Source organism: Salinispira sp. (genome assembly GCF_059431795.1).
In genome coordinates this window covers 161,853-185,496 of record NZ_JBXWXS010000033.1, presented here as the reverse complement: position 1 = coordinate 185,496, position 23,644 = coordinate 161,853, and the positions used below count along the sequence as shown (strand labels likewise).

The following is a 23,644-nucleotide window of genomic DNA, read 5'->3' as shown; positions in this document are numbered from 1 at the left end:
GAAAAGTACAGAGAATCAGAATATGCTCATGAGCGTCCAAACAGTTCGGTGATCCGGGCCAGCTTATGGGCATGCTCCATGGTCAGGTCCTCTTTCCGGAATCTCCAGTCCCAGTTTCCTCCCAGGGTTCCGGGAAAATTGAACCTTCCTTCTTCGCCCAGGCCGAGAATATCCTGAAGGGGAAACACTGCCGTTGAAGCCACCGAGGCACTGGCGCTGCGGATGAAATCCCAGTGAACTTCGGTTTTTTCGTCGGATAACTGAAGGTAATCCATGGCGAATCGGCGGTCCGCCGGAGATGAGTTGGCATACCATGCATTCACCGTTTCATTATCGTGGGTGCCGGTGTACACCACCGCATTCTTCACATAATTATGGGGAAGAAAATCGTTATCATCGTTGGAGTCAAACGCGAACTGAAGCACTTTCATGCCCGGGTAACCGGTGAAGGCGATCAGTTTTTCCACTTCAGGAGTTATCACCCCCAGATCTTCGGCAATTATATCCGCTTCAGGCAAAGCCTCCATAATTGCGGTGAATAATTCCCGTCCCGGCGCTTTAATCCATTCTCCATTCACCGCGGTTGTATCGCCATAGGGTACCGCCCAGTAGGCTTCGAATCCCCTGAAGTGATCGATTCGCACAATGTCGTACAGGTCCATTTTTGACTTCAGCACATCTATCCACCAGCTGAACCCGTTTGCCCTCATGTGATCCCAATCGTAGAGAGGATTTCCCCACAGCTGGCCGGTTGCACTGAAATAGTCCGGGGGTACGCCGGCCACATGGGTGGGTTTCCCCTGTGCATCTAACTGGAACAGTTCGGGGTTTGCCCATACATCAACGCTATCATACGCAACGAAGATGGGCATGTCACCGATTATTTGAATTCCCGCCGTATGGGCGTAATTGCGTACGGCCGTCCATTGGCGGTGAAACTGGAACTGAAGATATTTCTGGAACTCGATCTCCTTCTTCCGTTCCCTCCTGAATGCATTCAGGGTTTCGGGGTCACGCATCCGGAAATTTTCCGGCCAGTTATCCCAGCTTACGCCGTTCTGCAACTCTTTGATTACCATGAACTCGGCGAAATCATTTAGCCATGCGGAGTTATCGTTGAGATATCGGCGGTAGTGAGCCTGATACACTTCATCTACCGTATTGTCCTCCAGTTTGTTCCAAAAGGCTGAAAACGCCGTTTCGAGAAGCTGCATTTTCAGGGGGATCATGTTGCCGAATTCAACTTTTGATTCGGACAGCTGTTCCAAACCCTTTAACTGGGGTTCCTTCCCGCTAAGGCTTCCTTCCTCGATAAGGAGATCCAGATCTATGAGATACGGATTCCCGGCATAGGCGGAAAAGCACTGGTACGGAGAGTCTCCAAAACCTGTGGGACCCAGGGGGCATATCTGCCACAGCCGCTGACGGGATACGGTGAGAAAATCAATAAAATGAAATGCCTCTTTCCCCAGGGTGCCGATACCGTGCTTCCCGGGAAGAGCCGTTGGGTGTAATAGAATGCCGCTTCGTCTGGCACTTGATAATCGGGACATATGTATACTCCTGAACCTATTTCAAAAACCTAGTCTGAAATAGGCTTAATATTCGGTGGGAATCAGTGGATGTGAGACCGGGGTCAATTACCGATTCCTGCCATACCTGGAGTACGCCGTTTTAGCTGGAAGACTGATTCTATCGAGAGTACAGCTGAGATTGCGACGTAAACCGGTTTAGTTTAGTGCTGTATTGTACGGTGAAAATATTTATCCGTCAATTTTTTTTATACAATGATATGATGAAATCCAGAGGCCGATGGGACTCCACATAGATGACCCTGGGGGAGTGAAGATGAAAACGTTCATGGAAGAACTGTATGAAGAAGCTGTGAAGCGGGTCGATCCTTTTCAAATGATCCGGGATCGTGTCCGGTATGAGGACGGATCGGTGTATATTTCCGATGGAGAAGGGGATGTTCGTATATCTCTGTCAGGCATTAACCGTATTCTATTTACCGGTGCCGGGAAAGCAAGCGCTCCAATGGCCAGAGCAATGGAAATGGTGTTTGAAGAATGCGCTACAGCCATGGAAGGCCTGGTTGCGGTGAAGTATGGGCATACCGCACATACGGATTTTATACGCCTGAAAGAAGCAGGACATCCTATTCCGGACGAACACAGCGTATTGGCGGCCAGGGAGATCTGTTCGCTCCTGGAAACGGCGGACAAAAACACATTGGTGTTTAACCTGATTTCCGGTGGGGGGTCCTCCCTCCTGGCCAGGCCCTACCCGGGAATTGCATATGAGCAATATCAGGAAATGGTGCGGGTGCTGCTGGAATGCGGGGCGGATATTCAAGAGTTGAATACATTAAGGAAACATGCCAGTGGTATAAAAGGCGGGCGTTTAGCTGAAATTGCCCATCCTGCCACTTTGGTGAATGTTCTACTCTCAGATGTGGTGGGAGATGATCCCGGAATAATTGCATCCGGTCCAGGAGTCCCCGATTCAGGAAGCTTTCAGGATGTGTGGAAGGTGATCCGGAAATATCAGATTGAACATGAGCTTCCCGAACAGATTATCAATCATTTCCGCCGGGGATTGGAAGGAAAGGTGCCGGAAACACCCAAGCCCGGGGCTGCGCTGTTCAGTAAGGTTCGTACGGTAATTCTTGGGAACAACCGGGCTTCTCTGAACGCTGCAGCGGAATTTGCCTCCCGGCAAGGTGTTCGGTCATTAATTCTCACCTCCCGAATGACAGGTGAAGCACGGGAAATGGCGAAGTTTTTTGCCGCTATGGCCATGGATCCGCCGGATACCAACCTGGTGATTATGGCCGGCGGCGAGACAACCGTAACCATCCGCGGCAGGGGGAAGGGCGGAAGAAATCAGGAATTGGCCCTCTCTTACCTGTATGAAATGATCCGCGGGGGAGAATCCGCGTTGATGCACCGCCCGTGGTTTCTTGCCGCCGGCTCCGACGGAAATGACGGTCCGACTGATGCTGCTGGTGCAATTATTGGTCCTGATGAAATTTCCAGCCTCTCGGAAGGCCCGGATATTCAGCCGTATCTGAGTCAGAACAATTCGTATCAGTATCTTGCAGAACAGGATTTGCTGTATAAAACGGGCCCTACCAATACCAACGTCTGCGATTTTTGTTTTCTGTACATTCCCAGGTGAAAATCTTTATTTTCCATACCTCTCCGTGATTTTTCCGGGGGTGGGGGACAGATAAAGTGGAAGGCTGAACGAATTTCCTAAAAAAACCGAACTTTTCGGTACTTCCGGACGTCTATAGATCATACAGCCGCATCTACTGCTGCCACGTACTCCGTGCCGGCGTTCATACCCGTCCTTCTTTGAATAGTGTATTGAATACTGTACGGAGAAATGATGGCGGGAGGCACGTGGACGAAAGCATAAAGGAAAGAGCGCGGGAAACGGCGGAGGAAAAACGGAGGGAAACATGAAAAAACTGCGAAGCAGAAACGCGAACATGAACTGCAAACGAATCGGTTCTCACAGTCTCAGGGTGTTCCTGGTGTTGTTGCTGTTTATCAGTATCGGCACAGGCGTCTGGGCAGATAATGACAGTCCGGAACGGGAATTGCTGTTGACGCTGGAACGCCTGGATGTCAGTGAGGATGAACTTAGCTCCATCACTGAAACCCAGGAGAAATACAGCGCCAGCCGCAGAATTCCGCAGGCTGAAATAGAGGTCCTCCGGGCGCAAATATCCCGGGAATTGTTGGCAGATCAGCCGGACCTGCGGGATGTGGAGAATCTTATCCGGGAGAGTCTGGAGTATGAGCTGGAAATCCGAATGGCTCAGATTATCCGGGAGTTGGAGATGCAGGAAATTCTTGGACCCCGGAGATGGGCGTTGATGAAGCAGCTGAGCCGGCAATTCCGTCAGTCAGGGATAAATTTACGAACTCTTTCACAGCGTATCCGCAATGCCAGGCCGGATTTGATATTCGCTATGCGTGTTATTGAAATGTACGGTGAGTGACGGAAGCCGGGAATATGGTTTACCCCAATGATTCAATTCTGGAACATTCGGAGCGTAACAGGAACGCCCGGAATCTGATTGCTCCCCACATTCCGGCGTTGCGACGCTATCTATATGTACTTCATAAAGGAAACCACCACGATGCGGAGGATAGTCTTCAGGAAGGGTTGTTGCGGGCCCTGGAACAGCTGGATAGTTTCCGTGGTCCCGGGGGGTTCAAAACCTGGTTGTTCACTGTATGTCGTAATACGGCGCTGGATGGATTCAGGAAAAATATTCGCCGGCGGGAGATCAGCATTGAGGGGAGTGAAATTTTGGATGCTCAGAAAAGCAGCCTACCGGGTCCTGAAGATTTACTGGAGATCGACTCTCAGAGAAAGGCGGTGATTGATGCTCTCATGAGGCTTTCTCCCCGCTTACGGATGCCCCTGATGCTCAAGGAAATGGAAGGGGTATCTATTCAGGAAATCTCCCGGATTCTGAAAATACCTGAAGGGACCGTCAAGTCGCGTCTCTCAGCTGGAAGAAAAAAACTGGCTGCGGTGTTTTCCCGGGTGTATCCCGGTGCCGGCCGCTGTATAGATAGGGAGCGATCGTTATGAAAAAGAAACTGAACGTCGGAACATACTCATCTGAAGATGTGCTGAGCATATTACGGGAGCATGGAAAGGGTGAACTGGACCGGCGCATCGCTGCTGCAGCTGCGGGGCGGGAGCCTCCCCGTCGACGTCTGACACTTCCTGTTCCGGCCCGAGCCGCCATGCTTCTATTCGCAGTAGGATTTTTGGGTCTCGGTTCGGCTTCTGTTCTCAGAAGTATAGGCTTCAGACGGATGATAGTTACGGAGACTGAGTATTTTGTCGCGGCACGCGTTGTGCCCCGGGGAAACAAATCATACTTCGAAGGGTTTGAGCGGGAGATGAGAAACCTGCTGAACACGGCATTACCCCTGGGCAATTCAGCCGGAGGGCTGGAAAGCTGGGGAGAAATGCTGCAGGAACCGGCGGAGGAATAAAAAAGCCCCGCACCCGCAAAGTTGCGGTCGCGGGGTGGGGCAGCGTTTGTGCCGGCAATGGATACCGCATGGAAAACGGGTGCCGCATGTATAGGCCGGCTGATTTATGAGCCGGCCCGTGAACTACTTAATGGAGTAGAATGCCTTCATGCCTGCATATTCCGCAGTGGTTTCAAGCATATCTTCAATTCGCATCAGCTGGTTGTACTTGGCAAGCCGGTCGGAGCGGCTCATGGAACCGGTTTTAATCTGTCCGGTTTCCAGACCCACAACCAGGTCGGCAATGAAGCTGTCTTCAGTTTCACCGGAGCGGTGGCTGATGATGCTGGTGTAGCCGGCCCGCTTGGCCATTTCCACTGCTTCATAGGTCTCTGTGAGGGTTCCGATCTGGTTCACCTTGATGAGGATGGAGTTTGCAATTCCCTTCTCAATACCGGTAGAGAGGCGGTTTGTGTTGGTTACGAACAGGTCATCACCAACCAGCTGAACCTTGTCGCCGATTTTATCGGTGAGGTCCTTCCAGCCGTCCCAGTCATCTTCCGCCATACCGTCTTCAATGCTGATAATAGGATACCGTTTCGCCCAGTCAGCCCAGTAATCTGCCATTTCGCTTGAGCTGAGTTTGTCGCCGGTGGACCATTTCAGCTCGTATTTGCCGCTTTCTTTGTTGTAGAATTCGCTGGATGCGGGATCCAGTGCGATAAACACATCTTCACCGGGTTTATAGCCGGCCTTTTCGATTGCCTGCATAATCACTTCTAGAGCTTCTTCGTTAGATTTCAGGTTGGGAGCAAATCCCCCTTCGTCCCCCACAGAAGTGGCGTAGTTCTTGTCTTTAAGAATTTTCTTCAGGTTGTGAAAAATTTCCGCAGTCATGCGCATTGCCTGACGGAAGCTGTCCGCACCCACGGGCATAACCATAAATTCCTGAAAGTCCACCGAGTTGTCTGCATGGGAGCCGCCGTTGATGATGTTGGCCATGGGAACGGGGAGGAGTGTGGTGTGGTAGGGGCCGAGGTATTTGAAAAGGGGCTGTCCGAGAAAATCGGCAGCTGCCCGGGCTGTTGCCAGAGAAACGCCCAAAATCGCGTTGGCACCCAATTTGCCCTTGTTTTCTGTTCCGTCAAGCTCGATCATGGTACGGTCAATTTCCACCTGATCCAGTGCGTCCAGTCCTTCGATTTCCGCTGCAACTGTATTATTTACATTTTCCACCGCTTTGAGGACGCCTTTGCCCATGTAGCGCTTTTTATCTCCGTCCCGGAGCTCAACTGCTTCATGTTCGCCGGTGGATGCACCGCTGGGTACTGCCGCGCGTCCAAAACTGCCGTCTTCAAGAATGACGTCCACTTCAACTGTGGGGTTACCACGGGAGTCAAGGATTTCTCTGGCCTCAACGTATTCGATTAAACTCATACATATCTCCTAGTAAATGGTGAATTTCCGGAATAAACCGGTATGCCGCTCCAACTTTTTGGAATTAGTCGGATCGGATCAGGGGTTTGCAGTCCAGACATTGCCCGGTCACCGGGGATGTTGAGTTCCGTTTCCGGTGACCGTGCTGTTCACGGGATTGAAAAGCCTGCCATGGATTGCTAACACCAATATCCGACAAACTATGGGGGTTGTCAAGTCGCCGTCCATATTCCATTGGACAGGATCATACCGGGCAAATTAGAATAAAGATAGAATGAAAATAAGCAGGACCCTCCATGTATTTCATGATTCTCTCCCGGATGAAGCTGTCGGTTCCCGACGTTTGAAAAGTACCAGTCTGCTCATCAGTGGAGGATATATTCAGGAATTGGGAGAGGGGCTCTTTGCATACCTGCCCATGGGTATGAAGGTGATCCGAAACCTCGCGGAACATATTACCCGGGAGTTTGAGATGCTGGGCGGGGAAGAGGTGCTGCTGCCCTTGGTGAATCCCGGGAATCTATGGGAGACATCGGGCAGGGATATTATGGTCTCCGATGAGATCACCTGGTTTGAAGATAAGAATAACCGGCTCCTCGTACTTGCGCCCATGCATGAAGAGGCCAGCGTGGAATGTATGCGCCGGAGTATCCGTTCCGTTGACCAGCTCCCCAGGTTTATCCATCAGTTTCAGGGAAAATTCAGAGATGAGGTGTTGAGTGAAACCGGGCTTTTAAAAGCCAGGGAATTCATTATGAGCGACGCGTATTCATTTCATCGAAGTTTCACCGATTTGAATAATTTTATTCCCAAGATGTTTGCCGCATATACGGCAATATTCACCGGTCTGGGGTTGAATATTATTACCGCCCAGGGAGCGGCGAATTTTGCCGGCGCCAGCAGTTCCTACGATTTTCTTTTGGGCCATCCAAAGGGAGAGGATGTACTGGTGCACTGTCCCGGATGCGGGTACAGTGCGAATCAGGATGTCGCAGTGGCCCGCCAGGAATACCATGCAGGCCGTCCGCTGGAGATGGAACGGGTGCATCATAAAAACTGCTTCGATCTTCCCTGTCTGCGCCAATCCCGGGGGCTGCCTGCCAGCCGAACCGCGGAGGCCAGGGTTTTTGCGACCCTCAGTGGATATGTATGTGCGGTGTACCGTTCCGACCGCTGTATTTCTCCGGACAAGCTGGCGAAGGTTCTGAATATCCCGATTATCACAGAAATGAATGAAAACGAATTAGAACAGATGGGATTCTCTGCATATGCCAGACCGGGAAGGGGGAGAAAAGCTTCCTCCGATCCTGAGGCATCGCCCTTCCTGTCCCCGTTACCCGATGGGGCTCCCGATCTGGAGCCCCTGGAGTTTGTCGTTGCGGTGGATAATTCGGTGGCCGAAAGCGCAAATCTTATTTTCAGCGGCGGAAAACCGGGGAGTTTCATTATTAATGTAAACTTCGGCAGGGACTTTGATGCCGATTTCAGCGGCGATTTCACCATGGTGGATTCCCCCGCCCGCTGTTATCATTGCAATACGGAACTGGAGTTGAGCAACAGCATCAAAATTGCCAGTATTTACCGGATCGGCGAATTCTATTCAAGAAAATTCGGATTTGTTCTGGAGAACCGTCAGGGGGATGAACTGTATCCTTCCATGGGTGCCTATGGTTTTGGTCTCGGACGCCTGATGGCCAGTCTTGTGGAAGCCCATGCACACAAGGACGGATATATCTGGCCCATGAATATCGCACCGTACAAGGCGGTCTTGATCATTGTGGGAAGAAGCGCAACAATCCAGGAAATCGGGAATAAAATTCATTCCCGTCTGGGACCGGAGATCTTGTTAGACGACCGGAGAATTCCCGTAATCCGCAAATTCAGGGATCTTGACCGTACCGGAATACCGGTGCGGATGATAATTTCGGGTCAGACACTGGATGACGGGAAGCTCATGATCTGTCATCGGCGTCTATGTCCCCCCCAAAGGGTGCAGCTGAACCATGTGGAAGCCAAGCTGCGTGAACTGGAAGATCTGGAGCAGGAGCGCTTCTCCCGGGGGAAACTCTTTCCCAAAGCCGATTGAATCGTAAAGAGGCATGTATGAACCAAAGCGCCAATCTCAGCAGCGAACTGGTGGATCAGATTATTTTCGGAATGGAGAACCAGGAGCACACCTATTTCCTGGACCTGGACAAGCTGGAAATTATCAGCGACAGCGAACTTGATCAGAATGTTGAAGATGGAGAAGGCTCCGGAGATCTGGTGCCCATACCTGGGTGGGAGTCTGTTGACGGATACAATCTCATGGAGGGGTTTGTGGCCGCTCTGAAAAATCCTTTGGCCCGGGAGCAGCTGCGCCGGATTCTTCAAAGCGGCCGGGGGGTGTTCAGACAATTTAAAAACGCCCTAAAGGAGCAGCCCGAAGTTGAGAAGCTCTGGTTCGCCTATAAGGACCGGGAAATGAAACGGCATGTCCTGGAATGGTTCAACACCATCCGGGAAAGCCGGGGATTGGAAGCATTGAAGGCAGAGATCCCGGAAACCGAGGACCTGGTTCTCAGCGACTTTGAAATTCATGAAATGGAAGACCCCCGGGAGCTTCAGGATGCATCCGACTTGGACCGGGCGATGTTTTCCCTGGTATTTGCCGATCCCAGGGAGGCCGCATACTGGTACTCGTTTCGAAGGGATCATCTTCCGCCCATTGACAGTCCCGATGAGGGCTGCATAGTTCTGGGGGTGTACAACCCCGGAGGGGAATTATGCGGGTTTCTCTGGGCACTTCATGATGAGGTTTCCCCGCGCAAAGTGATTGCACACATTCTCCAGCTCTATGTTGACCCCGCGTACCGGGGATTGGGGATCGCCGCCACCCTCCTTGAACACTATCTTCAAAACAGCAGATCTGAGGATATTCGGCAGGTCCATTTTGAAAATTGGGCGGGAGTGGGGTTTCTGGGGCCAATGTTGGAACGCCAGGGTTTTAGGGAATTCAGCAGGATATTCTCCGCTTTCCCTGACCCGGCATGATGTTCCCGGGGCGTTATTCTTCCCCGTTAACGTTCGTTCTGTTCTTTGGTTTCATTCTTCCATAAAGTCAGATGGAAGCTGGCTTATACGATAGCGCTCTGCGTCCCCGTGCAGCTGCGCCAGTTCTTCCATTACCCGGTCCGCCATAAATTGCTTGGGATTTTCCCCTTCGGGTGCATCCTTCCGTATTTCGGCCCTCCATGGTTTGGCTTCCCGCACATTTCCGGGCTGAAACACCATGCAGTCAGGGTGTACAAAATCCTCGCTCATACTGCCTTTGGTATTTACCCTTAGAGTATTACCGGCAATGGCAATGGGCAGGACATAATCGAAGCCCTTAATATATGAGTCAACTTCCGCGAGTCCCCGGCGGGTATCTTCACTCCCCGGTCGGTAGCGGGTTCCGGAGGGGAACAGTAAAATAATTTTTCCCGAATGTTTGGCCCGAACCATCTCATGCAGGGCTGCCATGTTGAGCTTTCGGGCTTTCGTCTTTTCCTCTTCATATTTTTGTGTGCCCATGAGCGGAGTTAGGCTTCTTGAAGGATAAATCACAATCCGGGTATAGGCTTCGGTGAATGCTCTCACAAAATCACTTTCCACGTTCAGTTTCATTCCTGCCATGGCTATAATGCTGTCGCCGATCTCCTCTCCTATGCTGTGCCGGGTCTCCAGCAGATAATAGAGGTTGGGAAGGTCGAAGTTACTGTAATGCTCCATAAGAATGAGGCAGGACTTTCCTTCCTGGGCGAGATTGTACAGCTTGGTCAATTCACCGAAATTTCTAATCTCGCTGCCCGGGAGCAGCAGATCCTGTACAATTTTATTGAGGATGCTTCGGTTTGATTTATTTGCTTCCTGATAGATGGCATCTGGATCAACACTGCCTGATTGCATGCTGTTCTGTACTAATTCTTTTGCAATATGTCCGTATTTTTCTCGAATGGTGGTCATGAGCTTCTCCAATTGCCATTTTGTAATATCCGGTGCACACTTATACATCATTCACGCGGGAAAAGAAAAGCGGGGAGATCCAGAAACCCCGAAATTCGGGGGCGGCCGGGGCAGAGTAGGCCATTTGCCGGTCAGGAATCGATGGAGAAATAGGAATATACACTCCCGTCAATGTCATGACTGGATTGAATATTCAGTGGATCCTGGATGGCCCGGCCCTTGTAGTAGTAGCTGTAGTGATAATCGCCGGGTAAAAGACGAAGCTCAATCTCATAATTCCCAGGATCCCTGGGGTTTTCTTCAAGGCGGTACATAAACGGATCCCAGTTATTAAAACTGCCGGCCAGGTAAATGGATTGACCGGGCTCTCCGGTATAAATAAAGCGCACCAGTTTCGCCCTTCCCGATGATGCCTCAAGAACCATCGGACTCCTGGGTCTCGTTTGCCGCTGCTCCGGGAGCCGGACTACAGACAGTTTTCTCCCGCTGAGTTTCCGGGTTGTTTCCGGATTTCTGGGGTCTTCGGTCCAAATTCCGTCTATTACATAGCGGTATCGGATGCTCTTCATCTCTTCGATTTCCCGGTCCACTTCAAGAAAGAGGAAGTAGACCCGGCTTTCCAGTTCGCCATTATCATCCCTGGTATCAAAATACTGCATCTCATGAATCCGGGAGAACTGCTCATGTTCGAAGGCAACTCCCACATAGCGGGGCTGATGACGCTGAAGATTGTTCTCATAGGTGAATACCAGCGAATCCGACGGACTGTGATACACAGGAGCCTGAGCTGCATCGAGCCCGGAAATAAACAGATGCCGTGCCAGTTCGTCAGCATGGAGGTCGGGAAATAACTGCATGCATATTAATAATGAGATGCCTATGATTATCTTTTTCATATGATACCTCGCGTAATCACCCGGTAATCCTGTATGATGAGATTATGATCTCCCGTGTCTCTTTACAGTAACATCTTCGGATTAATGCATCCCGAGCTTGAGATTTCATATTCAATGCCGAAAATACAGATGGAGAGGTAGATAAACGCAGCATGCCCAACATGGATTCTCTGGAACAGTTTAACGAAACACTCATCCAGACAGGGAACGAACCTGATGTTGCCCGGCAGAGGGGTGAAGAGGTGGAGTCTGTGACCCCGCCCTCTCCCGATGAATTTCCCTCCGCCACAGCCGGGGAGGCCGCTGCGGCGGGTGCGGACGATTTTTTCTCAAGCCTGAGTGAAAGTCTTGCCTCCGATGAAGATGAACCAACTCCCGACGGCCTCTCTCCTCCGGAGGACGACTTCCTCAGTGACCTTGGTCTGGAGGATGAAGAGCCGGTGCTGCCGGACTTCGGTGATGATACAGCCGGTGAACCAGAGGATTTCTTTTCTGAGTCTGATCAGGAACCGCCGACGGGGGCAGCAGGGCCCGATGAATCCGAAGATTTCTTGACCGAGTCTGACCAGGAAATTGCCCTGGACGGCAGCGACGACATCGATGCAGAGCTTGATAATCTTGAAAATCAGCTGGCGGAAATGGATTCACAAGACGAATCTATCCAGGAAGCCGATCAGTTCAGCGCTGACTTCGATGAAGGCTTTGATAACTTTGACACCATAAGCGGAGAAGATTTTTCCTCAGATTTTGACAGCGGGCCAGAGCTGGGAGAACCAGAGCCGGAAGGACCAGGCACGGAAGCGCCAGAGCCGGAACTGGCGGAAGAAGCTCCGGAAGAACTGTCAGCGGCCGCAGAACCCCCGGAAGATGGCGCCGGTTTTGAAGAATTTGAAGAACCTGAAGATGTCTTCGGCGGAGATTTCGGTCTTGATGAAGAGATTTCGCAAGACTTCTCCTCAGATTTTGACAGCGGGGCAGAGATGGAAGGGCCAGAAGAACTATCCGGTGAGCCGGAGAATGATCTATCTGGAGACCTTTCCCAGGATATCCCCGAAGAATTCGATGAGGATTTCGGTGGAGATTTTTCCGAACCCAACATAGAAGACGATCTTGCCGATCTTGAAGTGGGAGATATATCCGAGGTGCCCGTGTCCGGGGACGAGGATGATATGGGGCTCCCGGAAGAATCTGAAGATTTTCAGTTTGATGACAGCGAGTTTGAAGCCGCCGAATTTGATGATAATCAATTCGACACCGGTGATGAATTCCCGGAGACCTCTCCTGATGCCGATTTCGGTGATTTTGATACCGCCGGATCGGATTTTGAAGATCTTTCACCGGCTGAAGCCCCGGGCGGAGAAACCGGGCCGTCAGCAGGCGGGGAAGATTTTTCTGCGGGTCTGGAAGACTTCAGCGATTTTGATGATGAGTTCGACGCCTCGGATTTCGGTGATGAGTTCAGCATGGGGGATTTTGGCGCTGAATTCGGCATTATGGAAGATGAAGGGCCGGAGGATAGCTTCGCCCAACCCGAGGAGCAGGGACCCGAGGCTGCAAGCGGAGAAGGTCCCGAAGAAGCCCTTGAGGAAGCCTCCCTGGAAGATGAGGCCGAAGGCTACCAGATAAGCGAACAGGAATTCCAGACCCTGAAGGAAAATCTGAATCAGCTGCCCCTAAACCTGAAAATTGAGGCGGCCACCGTAGTTACATCTGGTGATTATCCCTTTGAGGATGTCCGGAAAGTAATAGACGGGCTGAAAGAGGGGAAAGCGCCCCGGGATCTTGCACGGATAGTGGGTAAGATCAGCGGGAAAAAGATTGAAATTCCCAAAGGGTACGCCAAACTCAGCGGGCGGGCCTTCGCCGAGGAGCAGGACAGCTTTGCCTACCGATTCCGGATGAATATCTGGCCGGTGCTTCGCCTCATGCTCTTCGGCACTGCCATGCTTGGTGCAGTGTTGTTTCTCGGGTACCGCTTTGTGTATCAGCCCCTCTATGCTCGGGGGCTTTACGAGCAGGGGCTGGAAAATATTGCCCTTCAGGAATACGAGCGGGGGAACAGGCTGTTCTCCCAGGCATATGATGTATGGCCGGTGAATTCACGGTATCTGGACTACGCCCGAGCCTTCCGGGAGGAGCGTCAGTTCGCCCTGGCCAGAGAAAAGTATGAGACCCTTCTCAGCCCCGGTGTTGAGCCCCTTAACCGTCGTGCCATACTGGAATTCGCCGATTTCAGCACCCTGCAGCTCAGGGATTACGAAACCTCCCTTGAATATCTCAACCGGCTCATTGAAGAAGATGTCTGGGACTATGAGGCCAGGCTTGGAAGGGGAGACAGCTACCTGGAATGGGGTCTCCAACTGCCCCCGGGGGAAATGCAGAACGATCGTTTCGAGAATGCACGGTTTGAATATGCCAGTCTGATGCAGGAACACGGTCAGCGGGATGAACTTCTTTTCCGGATGCTCAGGTACTTTATTCACACCGACAAGGTTGAAGAAGCTCTAAATTTGAAAGACTTATTTCTCAGCGATGAAACCGCGGAGATTGAACCCCGGGGTATGGCGGAACTGGGGGGATTTCTCATTGATATTGTTCAGGGCAGACTTGGGGATATGGCGAGTTTCGGAGAAAAGGATGCGGTTCAGAGCTATATTGACAGCCTGAAGGGAGAAGCACCCCGGGATAATCTGCTGAACGATTCTATCCGCGTACTGAACAAGGCGATGGCTGTGGATGATCAGATTGCGGACATCCATTATCACCGGGCAAGGTATTCGAGAATTACCGGGGACTTTCAGGATGAAATTACCGCCCTGAATAACGCCAGGGAACTGTATGAAGAAACCCGAAGAGAACGGCCCTTGACCCGCCGGGAAACCGCCCGGGAAATCGATACCTATATTCGGGAGGGAGAAAACCTCTACCGGCTGGAAGAGCTGATCAGCGCCGAGACCCGTCTTCGGGAGGCTGCCGGCCTCTACGAAACTGCTCTATCTGCACGTAAGGTGACCCCCCACCCGGATTTCGGCCGTTTGTATGCCCGGCTTGGAGACATCTACTATTATCATGCCAACAATTATTCGAGCGCCAAGGATCGGTATGAACAGGCCCGGGCTAATCAATATGCAAGCCTGGACACCTACGATGAAAACTACCCGGATCGACAGGATATTGCGTATAAAATGGGCTTTATCCATTACTTTCAGGCCAATGAGCTCAGGCCGGATGGTCAGGACGGGGTGGCGAACCGCCAGGAACTTCTGGATGATGCTATTGCAGAGTTTAACCATGCCATGGGTGCCGTACCCACGGCGAACCTGAACCTGCTGTACGCCCGGGCCAACACCCAGTATCAGAGGGAAAATTTCAACGATGCCGCAAGCATGTACCGGATTCTTCTGGACGAGTTGACCGCAGAACGTCAAAGCATATCCACCTTTCTATTGGAAGAGGATGACCGTCATAAGGCGCTTATAGATTTTCAGATTCGGGCCAACAATAATCTGGGAGTTACCCTTTATGAGTTGTATCGCCAGGGGGGTGAGCGGTCCCGAGACTTTCTTGCCCAGAGTCAGCTTTTTCTCAGTCGTTCCACAGAACTTGCGGAGAACATGGTTCGGGATGAAGAAAGTGCGGTGCGGGCTGACACCAAGCCTCTTGCCTTTCTCAATCTGAACCAGGTATTGGCCCCTGAAGGAGAGGCTGCTGTGCAGATCAACCCTGATATCCGTAAAGACCTTGAAAGACCGACCTTTTAGGGATATTTTCTTCTTATAATACTCATCAATTTCTCCGGGGGTCACGCTTTCATCTGCTGGAATACATCTGGGGAAAACGGGGGCGGCAATGACCTGGGCATTTGGCAAAACCCGTACATTCGGGAACAAAAAAGCTTTCCAGAATAGCTCCGCATTTTTTGAAAACGGGCCTTCCTGCCGCCCCGCTATACGAACCGCAATTTCACTTCCCGTTATCCTTTTTGCCATTCTCTTGTTCCCGATTCTGTCCTCCTGCCGCTCATTGGGGGGCGTTTCAGACAGTCACGCAGCTGCGCCCGCCGGAAGGGAACATATCACTATGCAAATTTTCATTTTCCCTGAAGTAATCACCCCTCATGAGTTCAGGGCCCGGGAATTTCCCGCCGGAGGAGGAATGGTGCTTCGGGTGGCAGACCTGAAAACGGTGATTGTGAAACGGGCCGGGGGAAGGCGGTATCGTTTGGGAAGAGAATCCAACGCCGGGAGCGCCATATTGGACAAGAATCCGAAACAGGCGGTTTTCCGACGAAATCTGCCCCCGGGAACCTACACTATTGTGGAGTTGATTTTCGATACAGACTATGACTATGTCCGGGGAGAGATGCGATTCTCATTTGTGATTACCGGCGGTAATGCCGGTAATCGGGAGGGCGCAGATAATTCCAGCAGCAGTCTTGAGACTGGAATTACAGTTGGAAAATATCTTTCCGTGGGTATGAATGTGGCGAACCGCCCATCATTTTATCTGCCGGTTTCGGGTACAACTGCCTATGAGAAGGAGAGTGAACCGATCCAGTTCAGATACCGCATAAAAACGCTGCAGAGTACCGATGATTATGAAAATCTCGCCCCCGGTGAAACGGATATAGATCTGCTGGCGGTCCCGCCGGGGATGGGCGCATCGGGGCCCATGCAGCGCATCACCAGATGAATCCGACCCGTTCTGCCTGATCCGGAAGGAGCGGATGCATCAAGGTATCAGTGTAACCCTGAAACGCAGCATGGTAGCCAGGCATGTGGGAAAACCGGGAGCGTACTTTCTCATCAGGGAGTGAAAAATCCAGCCTTGCCCGAAACGCCCGCCAAGCCGTCCATTATGCATACGTCGAATCCATAGATGATATTGCTCTGCATTTTATTTTCGGACTGGCCGTCGCCGGTCTGATTTCACTGCTGATCCCCGACGGTTTTCTGGAAGGCTCGGTAATTGCTTCAGGACTGCCCGGAATGCTTCTGATGGTGGTTGTCGGAGTGCCCATGTATATTTGCTCCACTTCAAGCATTCCGGTGGCCGTGGCCCTGATGGCGGCGGGAATCAGTCCCGGTGCGGCCTATGTGTTTCTTGTGGCCGGCCCTGCAACCAATGCGGCAACCCTGGCAATCCTGAAGCGGATGCTCGGACTGCGGCATGTTTTGCTCTATCTTGCGACTATCATTATTGGTGCGCTGCTTTTCGGACCTTTGGTGAACCTGGTATTTGCAGTAGGGGGCTGGGAGCCCGTCGCTGCATCCGCCGCTGAAACGGAGTCCCATGGATTAGGTCCGATTGAATATATGAGTGGTGCCGCTCTGGCACTGATGCTTGCTGCATTTTTCTACAGATCTCTGCGATCCAAACTGCGCCGCCGGGATATGGAGGCCGGAGGCGAAGCGGAGGGTACCCGGTCGGTAACTGTGGACCTGAAAAACGGAACTGCAAGGGTTCACGGCAATGCCGATAAAGACGCTCTTGGGTCTGCTGTGGCAGCCGAAGGCTATCTTGTGAAATAAACGGGACACAAAGGGGCACGCCGGGCAGTTGATCTGACGGCGTGCATGACATAGCGGCGGGGGTAAATATCAGACTTCGAACATCCAGCCGTGGGTGTCTTCCTCTGATCCGTACTGAATTCCCTTCAGTGTGTGAAGCATATTGGTGGTGAACTCCCCGATTTTTCCATTGTTGAATACGGCGGTTTTGCCCTGATGGGTGACCGATTCTATGTAACTTACCCCGGCAGCCGTACCGGTTACGAAACATTCCACCGCTTCAGAGAGCACCTCTTCAATGCTGATTCTGCGCTCTTCCACCCGGACACCCGCATCTTTCGCCAGCTGCATGACGCTGCGCCGGTTAATTCCATTGAGAATCCGGTTTTCCAGAGCAGGGGTCACCAGGCTGCCGTCTTTGAGCAGGAAAAAGGCGTTGCAGCTGGATCCTTCCTCTATATAATATTGTTCCTTATAATCCAGAAAGATGGCTTCCATGTAGCCTTGGGCCATGGCTTCTTTTTTTGCAAGGGTGGGGATAACGTAATTGGCGTTGCATTTAATCCAGCCGGTTCCATTGTCGGTGGCTCGCACCCGGTCGGTGGTGATCGCCTTGCTGGATGCATCGGGGTCAAAGTAGGAGCCCACCGGCGTGGTGATAATTACCACATAGGGATGGCTGCTCAAATTCAGCCCGATTCCCCCCTCCGTCCAGCTGAACGGGCGGATATATATTGAATTGGCATGGAGAAAGTTATCCTTTTCCCATGCATTCTGATATTCGGGGCGGAAGCCCAGCTTTTCGTTTCGTTTCACCAGCTCCCGAACTGCGGCCAGAAATTTTTCCTCGGGAAACCCGGGCATTTTGAGCCCCTCCATGGATTCCCGGAAGCGAAGGGCGTTCAGGTCGGGGCGGAACAGTTTCAGGCTGCCGTCTTTCTGGGGAAAGGCTTTCAGGCCTTCGAAACAGCCGATTCCATACTGGCTGGTGTAATTCACCATGGGCAGTTCGGGGAAACTGTTCCGGCTGCCCATCAGTTCTTTGTGGACGGCCTTCTCCATGGCTGCTTCTTCACCGGGGCTCTTGTGGGGCTTCTCCACGAAATGTTCTCTCCAGCTGCCGTCTTCGGCAAACTGTGAATTGTATGTCCAGGGATACAGGGCGAGGGTAAAACCGGCTGCCATGTGGAACCTCCTGCAGGGTCTGCGGCCCAGTGTTTTCGCCCGAAGGCGGATAGTTCATCTGGCGCCGGAAATAGATCGGTAAATAATTGTACGCCCGAAGCATCCGGCGGTCAATAAAAGTTTAATATATTGAACCGAGATAATGCTGATTTTTTTCAAAAATATCAAAAAATACCTGACTATATCACTATTGAACGCCATTTGAAAAAACTTGACACCTTTTATAGGCGATTGCTATACTGACTTTGAAATCCTAAGAATAAGGGGAGACCCCTGTTTTCGTAGAAGACAGTCCCCTGTACCTTCAAGGAGGAACTTAAATGAAGAAGTTCAACCTACTCGTAGCACTGCTGCTGGTGGTTAGCCTGGCTTCCGCGTTCGCACAGGACGAAGAAGCAGCTGCACCCACCCTCGGCGGACTCCACGGAGTAACCGGAAGCGTATCGTTCTCTTTCGGCGATTCTGATCTCTCTGATGATGTCGGATTCGGCTTCAGCTCAACCAAAGACGGTTCAACTACTGCAGATGTAACTGCCAGTGTTGCAACCGATGCAGTTGAAGCAGGTGTAACCGTTAGCCTGGTACCCACTATTACCAAAACAGCCGGTGATTCTGATAAGTCTGCAAGTGCAACTGCAACCAACATTGCGCTCGCTCAGGATGCCCTCGCTTGGTATCTGGACAACAACGATACCGATGACTGGACAATCCCCACACCGCTGGAAGAAGCAAACTGGGAAGCTATTATCGGAAACACTGATGTGTACACCGAAGCAGATGGCTGGGCGGATGACTTTGCCAATGACGACTTCAACATCAACGATGAAGCAGATTGGGAAGAATTGGCTTCAATCGCCACCACCGTTATAAGCACAATTGAAGGTGAAATTGCAGCTATTGCACCTACTCTCACTGGCCTCGGTTACAACATCGGTGACGGTTGGTACATTGACCAGTTCGGTCAGCTTGTTGACGCCGATGATACCGATGGAGACTCTGTAGTCGTAGAAGCAGAAGAAGATGCTGCCAACATTGATGTACTCAAAGCAGAACTCGCTGCAGTAGAAGCTGCATACTCAGACTACTTTGATGCGGTATTCGAAGCTTCCAGCGACGACAGCTGGGCAGCAGAGTATCCTGTAAGTAATGCTTACTTGAAGCTCAAAGCTCTCTTTGGTGTTGTAGATGTAACCTTTGAAGTAAACGGGAAAGCCGTTGCAGTTGGTTCCAAGTACACCATCACACAAGAAGATGCAAACCTCGGTGTAAGCCTCGGTCTTACTTCAGGTGTGGTTGAAGGTGTTTCTGCCAGCGTAATGTACACTCTTGCTGAATCAAAAGCTGCTGTAGGTGAAGACTACGAAACTCTCGCAGTTGAAGCTGCTGATGGTTCCGACGCTGTTTCATCTGTTGAGCTTAACGGTGGTTATGCAACAGACATGTTCAGTGTTGATGCAGAACTTGGTCTGGTAGATTTCAATAATCTTGCCACCAGTTACTCACTGCGCGGTGGTCTGAGCCTTGCTGACCTCTTTGGACTTTCTGTAGGTGCTGAGCTCTCCGGAGCCGGAAGCGATATTGGTGTTGCAGCAGAAGTCGGTGCAAGCGTTATGGGAATCGCTCCCTCTGTAGACTTCCGTCTTATAAGCGGTCTCTACGGTGATGGTGACACAAAAGAAGACGGAACTGCTCTTGAGTACTTCAACACTGCAGATGAAGACAACAGCTATCTCGGTCTTGGCCTCTCCGTAGGCACTGCTGACCTGATCGGTATGAACCTGGCAACCGTTAGCGGTGGTCTTGGTCTGGTATTCGGCGGCGGAAATGACTGGAATGCCGGTGTTGATTTCACATTCGCAGACTTCGGTGCTCCTGTAACTGCAGGTTTCACCCTCACAAGCCTCTACGACAGCACTCTCACCTGGAAAGCTGATGCAGGCGTAACTGTAGCTGACATCGCGTTTGCTGCGTATCTCGTCGGTGATGAAGCCGGAGATAACCTGGTGTACGGTGTATCTCTCGACTACACCTACGACGTGCTTGGCATCGCTGCCGGATTCACCTCTGACAAAGATGGTGTTATGGCAATTGATGTAACTGTAAGTACTTCTTTCTAATCAGTTATTAGGCACAGCTAACAAGAAGCCCGGCTCCCTGAGCCGGGCTTTTTTTGTCTGTCCAGCGAAGCGAGGACATACCTGACCGGTTGAAAGAAGCCGGTGTCGCCCCGTTCAGGGAGAAGACAAGCTGAATATTTAAGGCTCAGCTGACAGATGAGTTCGCAGTATTGAATTGGTTCCGACCTGCGAAGGACAATAATTGACTGGCGGATAAAACTGGAATGTACCTTGTCCATGGTGACAGGCGGCGTGCAGAAGGATTATCTTGAGCATACTATGGAGTTAGCGTAATCAGAGCTCAAGCAGTATCGTATGGGAATGGTGCGGTACAACCAACTGGAGCAGCATCCTGGAATCCGTACACAGCAAGTGTTTCTGAGGTAAGCGGAGCTTGAGAATTTAAAAAAGCAATTATTGTCACTAAAAGCGTAACAAAGAATGAGGAGGAGAATCCTCTCCCCCTATATCCTTTTAGATTGATGCTGTCACTCCGGGTTCTGGATAAGATAATTGACTACCAGGCGGTCGCCCAGGCTGGAGAGTCCCCAGGGAATGCCCCCTTCGGTAACCCGTGTGTCGATTTCATCCAGGAGATCTTCACCGCTGCTGGAGTATGTGCCAGGCTGGATCCGTCCGCTGATTTCCGGCGTGGTACGAACATAGAGAAACCAGTTTGTATCTTCAAATTCGCTCATGCCCATGAGCTGGTAGCCTGAGCCCCGGTATTCTTCCATGGTTCTTGTGATTTCCAGCATTGCAGGTTGGGATTCCGCCGCACCCCAGCCGTCAGCCTGGTTGTCCGTTTCAATAAAAATAACATAGACCCCGAAACGGGAGACGGAGAAGCCCATGGGGAGCCAGCCGGCCCTGAGATACTCGGAAAACTCGTCCTCCAGCTCCTCAAGAGAGCGGAAATTGTGAAGTCTCCAGTTATACACTTCAATGCTCGGGATAAAACTGTACAGCACAAAAACTGAGCCGTCTTCCGCAAGTTCCAGCCCAACCGGGACATATCCTTCGTCGATGGTCGATTTTATATCTCTCTGAAGTTCCATGACATTATAATCATACATTCCCAAAACCCAGCTGGGGCTCTCAGCAATAATAGGAAGGGCGATGATGAGAAACAGGACAATAATACATATCGGGCGTCTGACGTTCATGAAAGTTCTCCTCACATTCTCGAATACGGTTGATGATATTATGCATATAGAAAGAGACTCATCAACAAAACGTTACAGCTGGAAATGTTACCGGTAAAATATCTCCTGAAGGTTGACTGAAGAATTGGCGGAAAAAAAAGTGCTGCAGACCAAGCAGCGGTGCAATTTCCCCGGTCTAGAAGACAGAATACACAGGAGGTGCATTATGAGTACAAATCTGAATTCGGTGTTGCTGGACGGAAACCTTACCCGGGATCCGGAGCTTCGGGAGACAAGCAAGGGAACCTCGGTCTGCCATTTCGGTGTGGCGACGAATCGGTATTATGAAGTAAACGATGAGAAGGTGGAGGAAGTCAGTTTCTTCGATGTGGAGAGCTGGTCCAAGCTGGCGGAAGCCTGCGAGAAGCATTTGAGCAAGGGCAGGGGAATCCGGGTAATCGGCCGGTTGAAACAGGATCGCTGGCAGGATCAGGAGGGAAAAAACCGAAGCCGGGTTAAGGTGGTTGCGGACCATATCGTATTCAAGCCGAAGATTTCTAAGAGCGAAGAAAAAGAGGACAGCGAGGAAAAGGAGATTGAAAACGGTAAGGAGTATGATCTTCTTGAGGCGGAGGAAAGCCAGGCCGCAATGCTGTAAAAACTTTTTGCAATTCAGTTCTTGACCCGCATATTTTGTTCTGCTATATTTGAAAGGTCTATGAATAATTATGCAGCGTCACAGAATCTTATATTCTCTTCTTGGTGGTGGCTCGGTTAACGTCCGGGGACCAGTCAAGAACGGCGCCCTGGAGATTACCCAGGGATGCCGGTGCAAAGAAGCCGATCATCCGCGAGATGACCGGCTTTTTTTAGGTCCTCCCTGGGATAACGCAGACGGTGCGGTGACCATGGAGGCAATATGAATAATCAATTGGTGAAGATCATCAGCGGCGATACCTTCACCCCCCTGTCCCTGGCAAAAAAGCTCAATGCCCGGGTGATTCTGGAATCGTCCACCTATCAGAAAGGGCGGGAGCGCTATTCCCTTCTGATGATTGAAGAGGCGTTCACCATTACACAGCGGGGTGATGGCATTTTTATTTCATCCCCCCGTCCTTCTGAAGGCGAGGGAGATCAGTCCGGTGCGTCCTCCCGGGGGCCTGAACGGCGAATTCGCAGCAAGGCCCGGGATATTCTGGATGTGCTGAAATATTTTGCCGATCAGCACAGCTCCATGCACCAGGACTTTCCCTTCCCGGCCGGGGGAATCGGCTATTGCAGCTTCGAATTCAGCCGATTTTGCGACACCATTCCCTTTTCCACCAAACCGGATGAACTGGATCTCCCCGATGCATCCTATATGTTCGGTCACAGCTTTGTGGTTTTCGACCACTACACAGACCAGTTGTATCTTATCGCACTGAATTATGCGGAAAAGCACATTAACCTTGAAAAAGCTATCGCCCGAACCGAGCGGCGCATTCGGGATTTGAATTTCAACTATCTACAGGATGAACAGCGCAGCTATTCGGTTGAGGAGGTGAGCGCTCCTGGTCATGAAGAATCCTACAAGGAGATGGTGGAGAAGGTCCGCAAGGAGGTTGTGGCGGGAAATCTGCTTCAGGCGGTTCCCAGCCGGCGTCGGCGTTTCAAAACAGATATGCCGGCTATTGAGGCGTACCGAACTCTCCGGCAATCCAATCCATCACCGTATCTGTTTTATCTGGACTTCGGCGACTATCAGCTGTTCGGAGCAAGTCCTGAAGTGCATGTGAAGGCCAAGGAAGGGCGTGTGAAGGTGCGCCCCATTGCCGGGACCCGCCGCCGGGGCGCAACGAATGCTGAAGATAATGCCCTGGAACGTGAGCTTTTAGCCGATGAAAAAGAGCGTGCGGAACATCTTATGCTTGTGGATCTGGGCCGGAACGATTTGGGCCGGGTGTGCAGTCCCGGTTCGGTGCAGCTCAGCGACTACATGATCACCGAGCGCTATTCCCGGGTGATGCATATTGTCAGCCAGGTGGAAGGGGATCTTGATGAGGGGAAAACCGGTATTGATGCCCTCAGGGCAACCTTCCCCGCAGGGACGGTAAGCGGTGCCCCCAAGATCCAGGCCATCAGGACCATCGATTCCCTGGAGCCGGTTCAGCGCAGATTTTATTCCGGGGTTGTCGGCTATGTTGAGCCCGGCGGCGATCTGGATACCTGTATTGCCATCCGTTCTGCACTCTACAAGGACGGGATTCTCAACCTCCAGGCAGGCGGGGGAATTGTGTTTGACAGTAAACCGGAGCGGGAACTGGAAGAAACCCAGGAGAAAATGTCGGCCCTTCTGCGGGCAATCGGGATTCAGGAGTAAGC

The 23,644-nt window shown here is 51.5% G+C and carries 19 protein-coding genes; 12 read left to right on the top strand and 7 right to left on the bottom strand.

The genetic code is table 11. The annotated features are described in order from the left end of the window. Nucleotides 1-26: 26 nt before the first annotated feature. Nucleotides 27-1,553, bottom strand: a complete 1,527-nt coding sequence (malQ, locus tag AC52PS_RS11980; protein WP_495563307.1) for a 4-alpha-glucanotransferase — start codon at nt 1,551-1,553, stop codon at nt 27-29. Between the two features lie 295 nt (nt 1,554-1,848). Here malQ and AC52PS_RS11975 point away from each other — a divergent pair, with 295 nt between their 5' ends. The 4 genes from AC52PS_RS11975 to AC52PS_RS11960 all read left to right on the top strand — a co-directional run bounded on the left by AC52PS_RS11975 (nt 1,849) and on the right by AC52PS_RS11960 (nt 5,027). Continuing rightward, the gene (locus AC52PS_RS11975; protein WP_495563306.1) at nt 1,849-3,180 is read left to right on the top strand and encodes a glycerate kinase type-2 family protein; all 1,332 of its coding nucleotides are present in this window, start codon (nt 1,849-1,851) and stop codon (nt 3,178-3,180) included. 286 nt (nt 3,181-3,466) lie between these two features. Beyond that, nucleotides 3,467-4,012, top strand: a complete 546-nt coding sequence (locus AC52PS_RS11970; RefSeq protein ID WP_495563305.1) for a hypothetical protein — start codon at nt 3,467-3,469, stop codon at nt 4,010-4,012. Nucleotides 4,013-4,026: 14 nt separating this feature from the next. Continuing rightward, complete coding sequence (locus AC52PS_RS11965; protein WP_495563304.1) at nt 4,027-4,614, top strand: RNA polymerase sigma factor; 588 nt, start codon at nt 4,027-4,029, stop codon at nt 4,612-4,614. Then, nucleotides 4,611-5,027, top strand: coding sequence for a hypothetical protein (locus AC52PS_RS11960; protein ID WP_495563303.1), 417 nt, complete (start codon nt 4,611-4,613; stop codon nt 5,025-5,027). The genes AC52PS_RS11965 and AC52PS_RS11960 overlap by 4 nt, the downstream gene beginning before the upstream one ends. Nucleotides 5,028-5,150: 123 nt before the next feature. On the opposite strand, the gene eno is transcribed toward AC52PS_RS11960, so the two are convergent. Beyond that, nucleotides 5,151-6,443: a phosphopyruvate hydratase gene (gene eno, locus AC52PS_RS11955; protein ID WP_495563302.1), complete on the bottom strand. Its 1,293-nt coding sequence runs from the start codon at nt 6,441-6,443 to the stop codon at nt 5,151-5,153. A 64-nt stretch (nt 6,444-6,507) separates the two neighbouring features. After that, a complete protein-coding gene (locus tag AC52PS_RS11950; protein WP_495563301.1) occupies nt 6,508-6,678 on the bottom strand; it encodes a hypothetical protein in 171 nt (56 codons plus the stop codon). Nucleotides 6,679-6,717: 39 nt separating this feature from the next. On the opposite strand from AC52PS_RS11950, the gene AC52PS_RS11945 reads away from it, so the two are divergent. Continuing rightward, nucleotides 6,718-8,529 (top strand): proline--tRNA ligase, encoded by a 1,812-nt coding sequence (locus tag AC52PS_RS11945; RefSeq protein WP_495563300.1) that lies wholly within the window; start codon nt 6,718-6,720, stop codon nt 8,527-8,529. A gap of 17 nt (nt 8,530-8,546) precedes the next feature. Beyond that, on the top strand, nt 8,547-9,476 hold the full coding sequence (locus AC52PS_RS11940; protein WP_495563299.1) for a GNAT family N-acetyltransferase: 930 nt from the start codon (nt 8,547-8,549) through the stop codon (nt 9,474-9,476). A gap of 51 nt (nt 9,477-9,527) precedes the next feature. On the opposite strand, the gene AC52PS_RS11935 is transcribed toward AC52PS_RS11940, so the two are convergent. After that, nucleotides 9,528-10,430, bottom strand: a complete 903-nt coding sequence (locus AC52PS_RS11935; RefSeq protein ID WP_495563298.1) for a 1-acyl-sn-glycerol-3-phosphate acyltransferase — start codon at nt 10,428-10,430, stop codon at nt 9,528-9,530. A 131-nt stretch (nt 10,431-10,561) separates the two neighbouring features. Continuing rightward, nucleotides 10,562-11,287, bottom strand: coding sequence for a hypothetical protein (locus AC52PS_RS11930; RefSeq protein ID WP_495563297.1), 726 nt, complete (start codon nt 11,285-11,287; stop codon nt 10,562-10,564). 191 nt (nt 11,288-11,478) lie between these two features. On the opposite strand from AC52PS_RS11930, the gene flcA reads away from it, so the two are divergent. The 3 genes from flcA (at nt 11,479) to AC52PS_RS11915 (ending at nt 16,857) form a co-directional block, all read left to right on the top strand. Beyond that, nucleotides 11,479-15,087 carry a periplasmic flagellar collar protein FlcA gene (flcA, locus tag AC52PS_RS11925; RefSeq protein ID WP_495563296.1) on the top strand — a complete coding sequence of 1,203 codons (3,609 nt, stop codon included), beginning with the start codon at nt 11,479-11,481 and terminating at the stop codon, nt 15,085-15,087. Between the two features lie 319 nt (nt 15,088-15,406). Continuing rightward, nucleotides 15,407-16,018: a hypothetical protein gene (locus AC52PS_RS11920; protein ID WP_495563295.1), complete on the top strand. Its 612-nt coding sequence runs from the start codon at nt 15,407-15,409 to the stop codon at nt 16,016-16,018. 83 nt (nt 16,019-16,101) lie between these two features. After that, nucleotides 16,102-16,857 carry a permease gene (locus AC52PS_RS11915; RefSeq protein ID WP_495563294.1) on the top strand — a complete coding sequence of 252 codons (756 nt, stop codon included), beginning with the start codon at nt 16,102-16,104 and terminating at the stop codon, nt 16,855-16,857. Nucleotides 16,858-16,926: 69 nt separating this feature from the next. Here the strand turns inward: AC52PS_RS11915 and ilvE are convergent, their stop codons facing one another. Beyond that, nucleotides 16,927-18,021: a branched-chain-amino-acid transaminase gene (ilvE, locus tag AC52PS_RS11910; RefSeq protein ID WP_495563293.1), complete on the bottom strand. Its 1,095-nt coding sequence runs from the start codon at nt 18,019-18,021 to the stop codon at nt 16,927-16,929. 320 nt (nt 18,022-18,341) lie between these two features. Here ilvE and AC52PS_RS11905 point away from each other — a divergent pair, with 320 nt between their 5' ends. After that, entirely contained in the window at nt 18,342-20,138 is a 1,797-nt protein-coding gene (locus tag AC52PS_RS11905) for a hypothetical protein (RefSeq protein WP_495563292.1), read from the top strand. Between the two features lie 488 nt (nt 20,139-20,626). Here AC52PS_RS11905 and AC52PS_RS11900 read toward each other — a convergent pair whose 3' ends face one another. Further along, nucleotides 20,627-21,304 carry a hypothetical protein gene (locus AC52PS_RS11900; protein ID WP_495563291.1) on the bottom strand — a complete coding sequence of 226 codons (678 nt, stop codon included), beginning with the start codon at nt 21,302-21,304 and terminating at the stop codon, nt 20,627-20,629. A 205-nt stretch (nt 21,305-21,509) separates the two neighbouring features. On the opposite strand from AC52PS_RS11900, the gene AC52PS_RS11895 reads away from it, so the two are divergent. Together AC52PS_RS11895 and trpE are read left to right on the top strand one after the other, a co-directional pair. After that, entirely contained in the window at nt 21,510-21,941 is a 432-nt protein-coding gene (locus tag AC52PS_RS11895; RefSeq protein ID WP_495563290.1) for a single-stranded DNA-binding protein, read from the top strand. Between the two features lie 261 nt (nt 21,942-22,202). After that, nucleotides 22,203-23,642 carry an anthranilate synthase component I gene (gene trpE / locus AC52PS_RS11890; protein ID WP_495563289.1) on the top strand — a complete coding sequence of 480 codons (1,440 nt, stop codon included), beginning with the start codon at nt 22,203-22,205 and terminating at the stop codon, nt 23,640-23,642. The last annotated feature ends 2 nt before the right edge of the window (nt 23,643-23,644 follow it).

Coding starts and splice junctions, on each gene's coding strand:
- AC52PS_RS11975 (WP_495563306.1), top strand. CDS start 1,849: ATGAAAACGTTCATGGAAGAACTGTATGAAGAAGCTGTGAAGCGGGTC.
- AC52PS_RS11895 (WP_495563290.1), top strand. CDS start 21,510: ATGAGTACAAATCTGAATTCGGTGTTGCTGGACGGAAACCTTACCCGG.
- ilvE (WP_495563293.1), bottom strand. CDS start 18,021: ATGGCAGCCGGTTTTACCCTCGCCCTGTATCCCTGGACATACAATTCA.
- AC52PS_RS11900 (WP_495563291.1), bottom strand. CDS start 21,304: ATGAACGTCAGACGCCCGATATGTATTATTGTCCTGTTTCTCATCATC.
- AC52PS_RS11915 (WP_495563294.1), top strand. CDS start 16,102: ATGTGGGAAAACCGGGAGCGTACTTTCTCATCAGGGAGTGAAAAATCC.
- AC52PS_RS11905 (WP_495563292.1), top strand. CDS start 18,342: ATGAAGAAGTTCAACCTACTCGTAGCACTGCTGCTGGTGGTTAGCCTG.
- AC52PS_RS11945 (WP_495563300.1), top strand. CDS start 6,718: ATGAAAATAAGCAGGACCCTCCATGTATTTCATGATTCTCTCCCGGAT.
- trpE (WP_495563289.1), top strand. CDS start 22,203: ATGAATAATCAATTGGTGAAGATCATCAGCGGCGATACCTTCACCCCC.
- AC52PS_RS11950 (WP_495563301.1), bottom strand. CDS start 6,678: ATGGAATATGGACGGCGACTTGACAACCCCCATAGTTTGTCGGATATT.
- flcA (WP_495563296.1), top strand. CDS start 11,479: ATGCCCAACATGGATTCTCTGGAACAGTTTAACGAAACACTCATCCAG.
- malQ (WP_495563307.1), bottom strand. CDS start 1,553: ATGTCCCGATTATCAAGTGCCAGACGAAGCGGCATTCTATTACACCCA.
- AC52PS_RS11960 (WP_495563303.1), top strand. CDS start 4,611: ATGAAAAAGAAACTGAACGTCGGAACATACTCATCTGAAGATGTGCTG.
- AC52PS_RS11935 (WP_495563298.1), bottom strand. CDS start 10,430: ATGACCACCATTCGAGAAAAATACGGACATATTGCAAAAGAATTAGTA.
- AC52PS_RS11930 (WP_495563297.1), bottom strand. CDS start 11,287: ATGCAGTTATTTCCCGACCTCCATGCTGACGAACTGGCACGGCATCTG.
- eno (WP_495563302.1), bottom strand. CDS start 6,443: ATGAGTTTAATCGAATACGTTGAGGCCAGAGAAATCCTTGACTCCCGT.
- AC52PS_RS11965 (WP_495563304.1), top strand. CDS start 4,027: ATGGTTTACCCCAATGATTCAATTCTGGAACATTCGGAGCGTAACAGG.
- AC52PS_RS11970 (WP_495563305.1), top strand. CDS start 3,467: ATGAAAAAACTGCGAAGCAGAAACGCGAACATGAACTGCAAACGAATC.
- AC52PS_RS11940 (WP_495563299.1), top strand. CDS start 8,547: ATGAACCAAAGCGCCAATCTCAGCAGCGAACTGGTGGATCAGATTATT.
- AC52PS_RS11920 (WP_495563295.1), top strand. CDS start 15,407: ATGCAAATTTTCATTTTCCCTGAAGTAATCACCCCTCATGAGTTCAGG.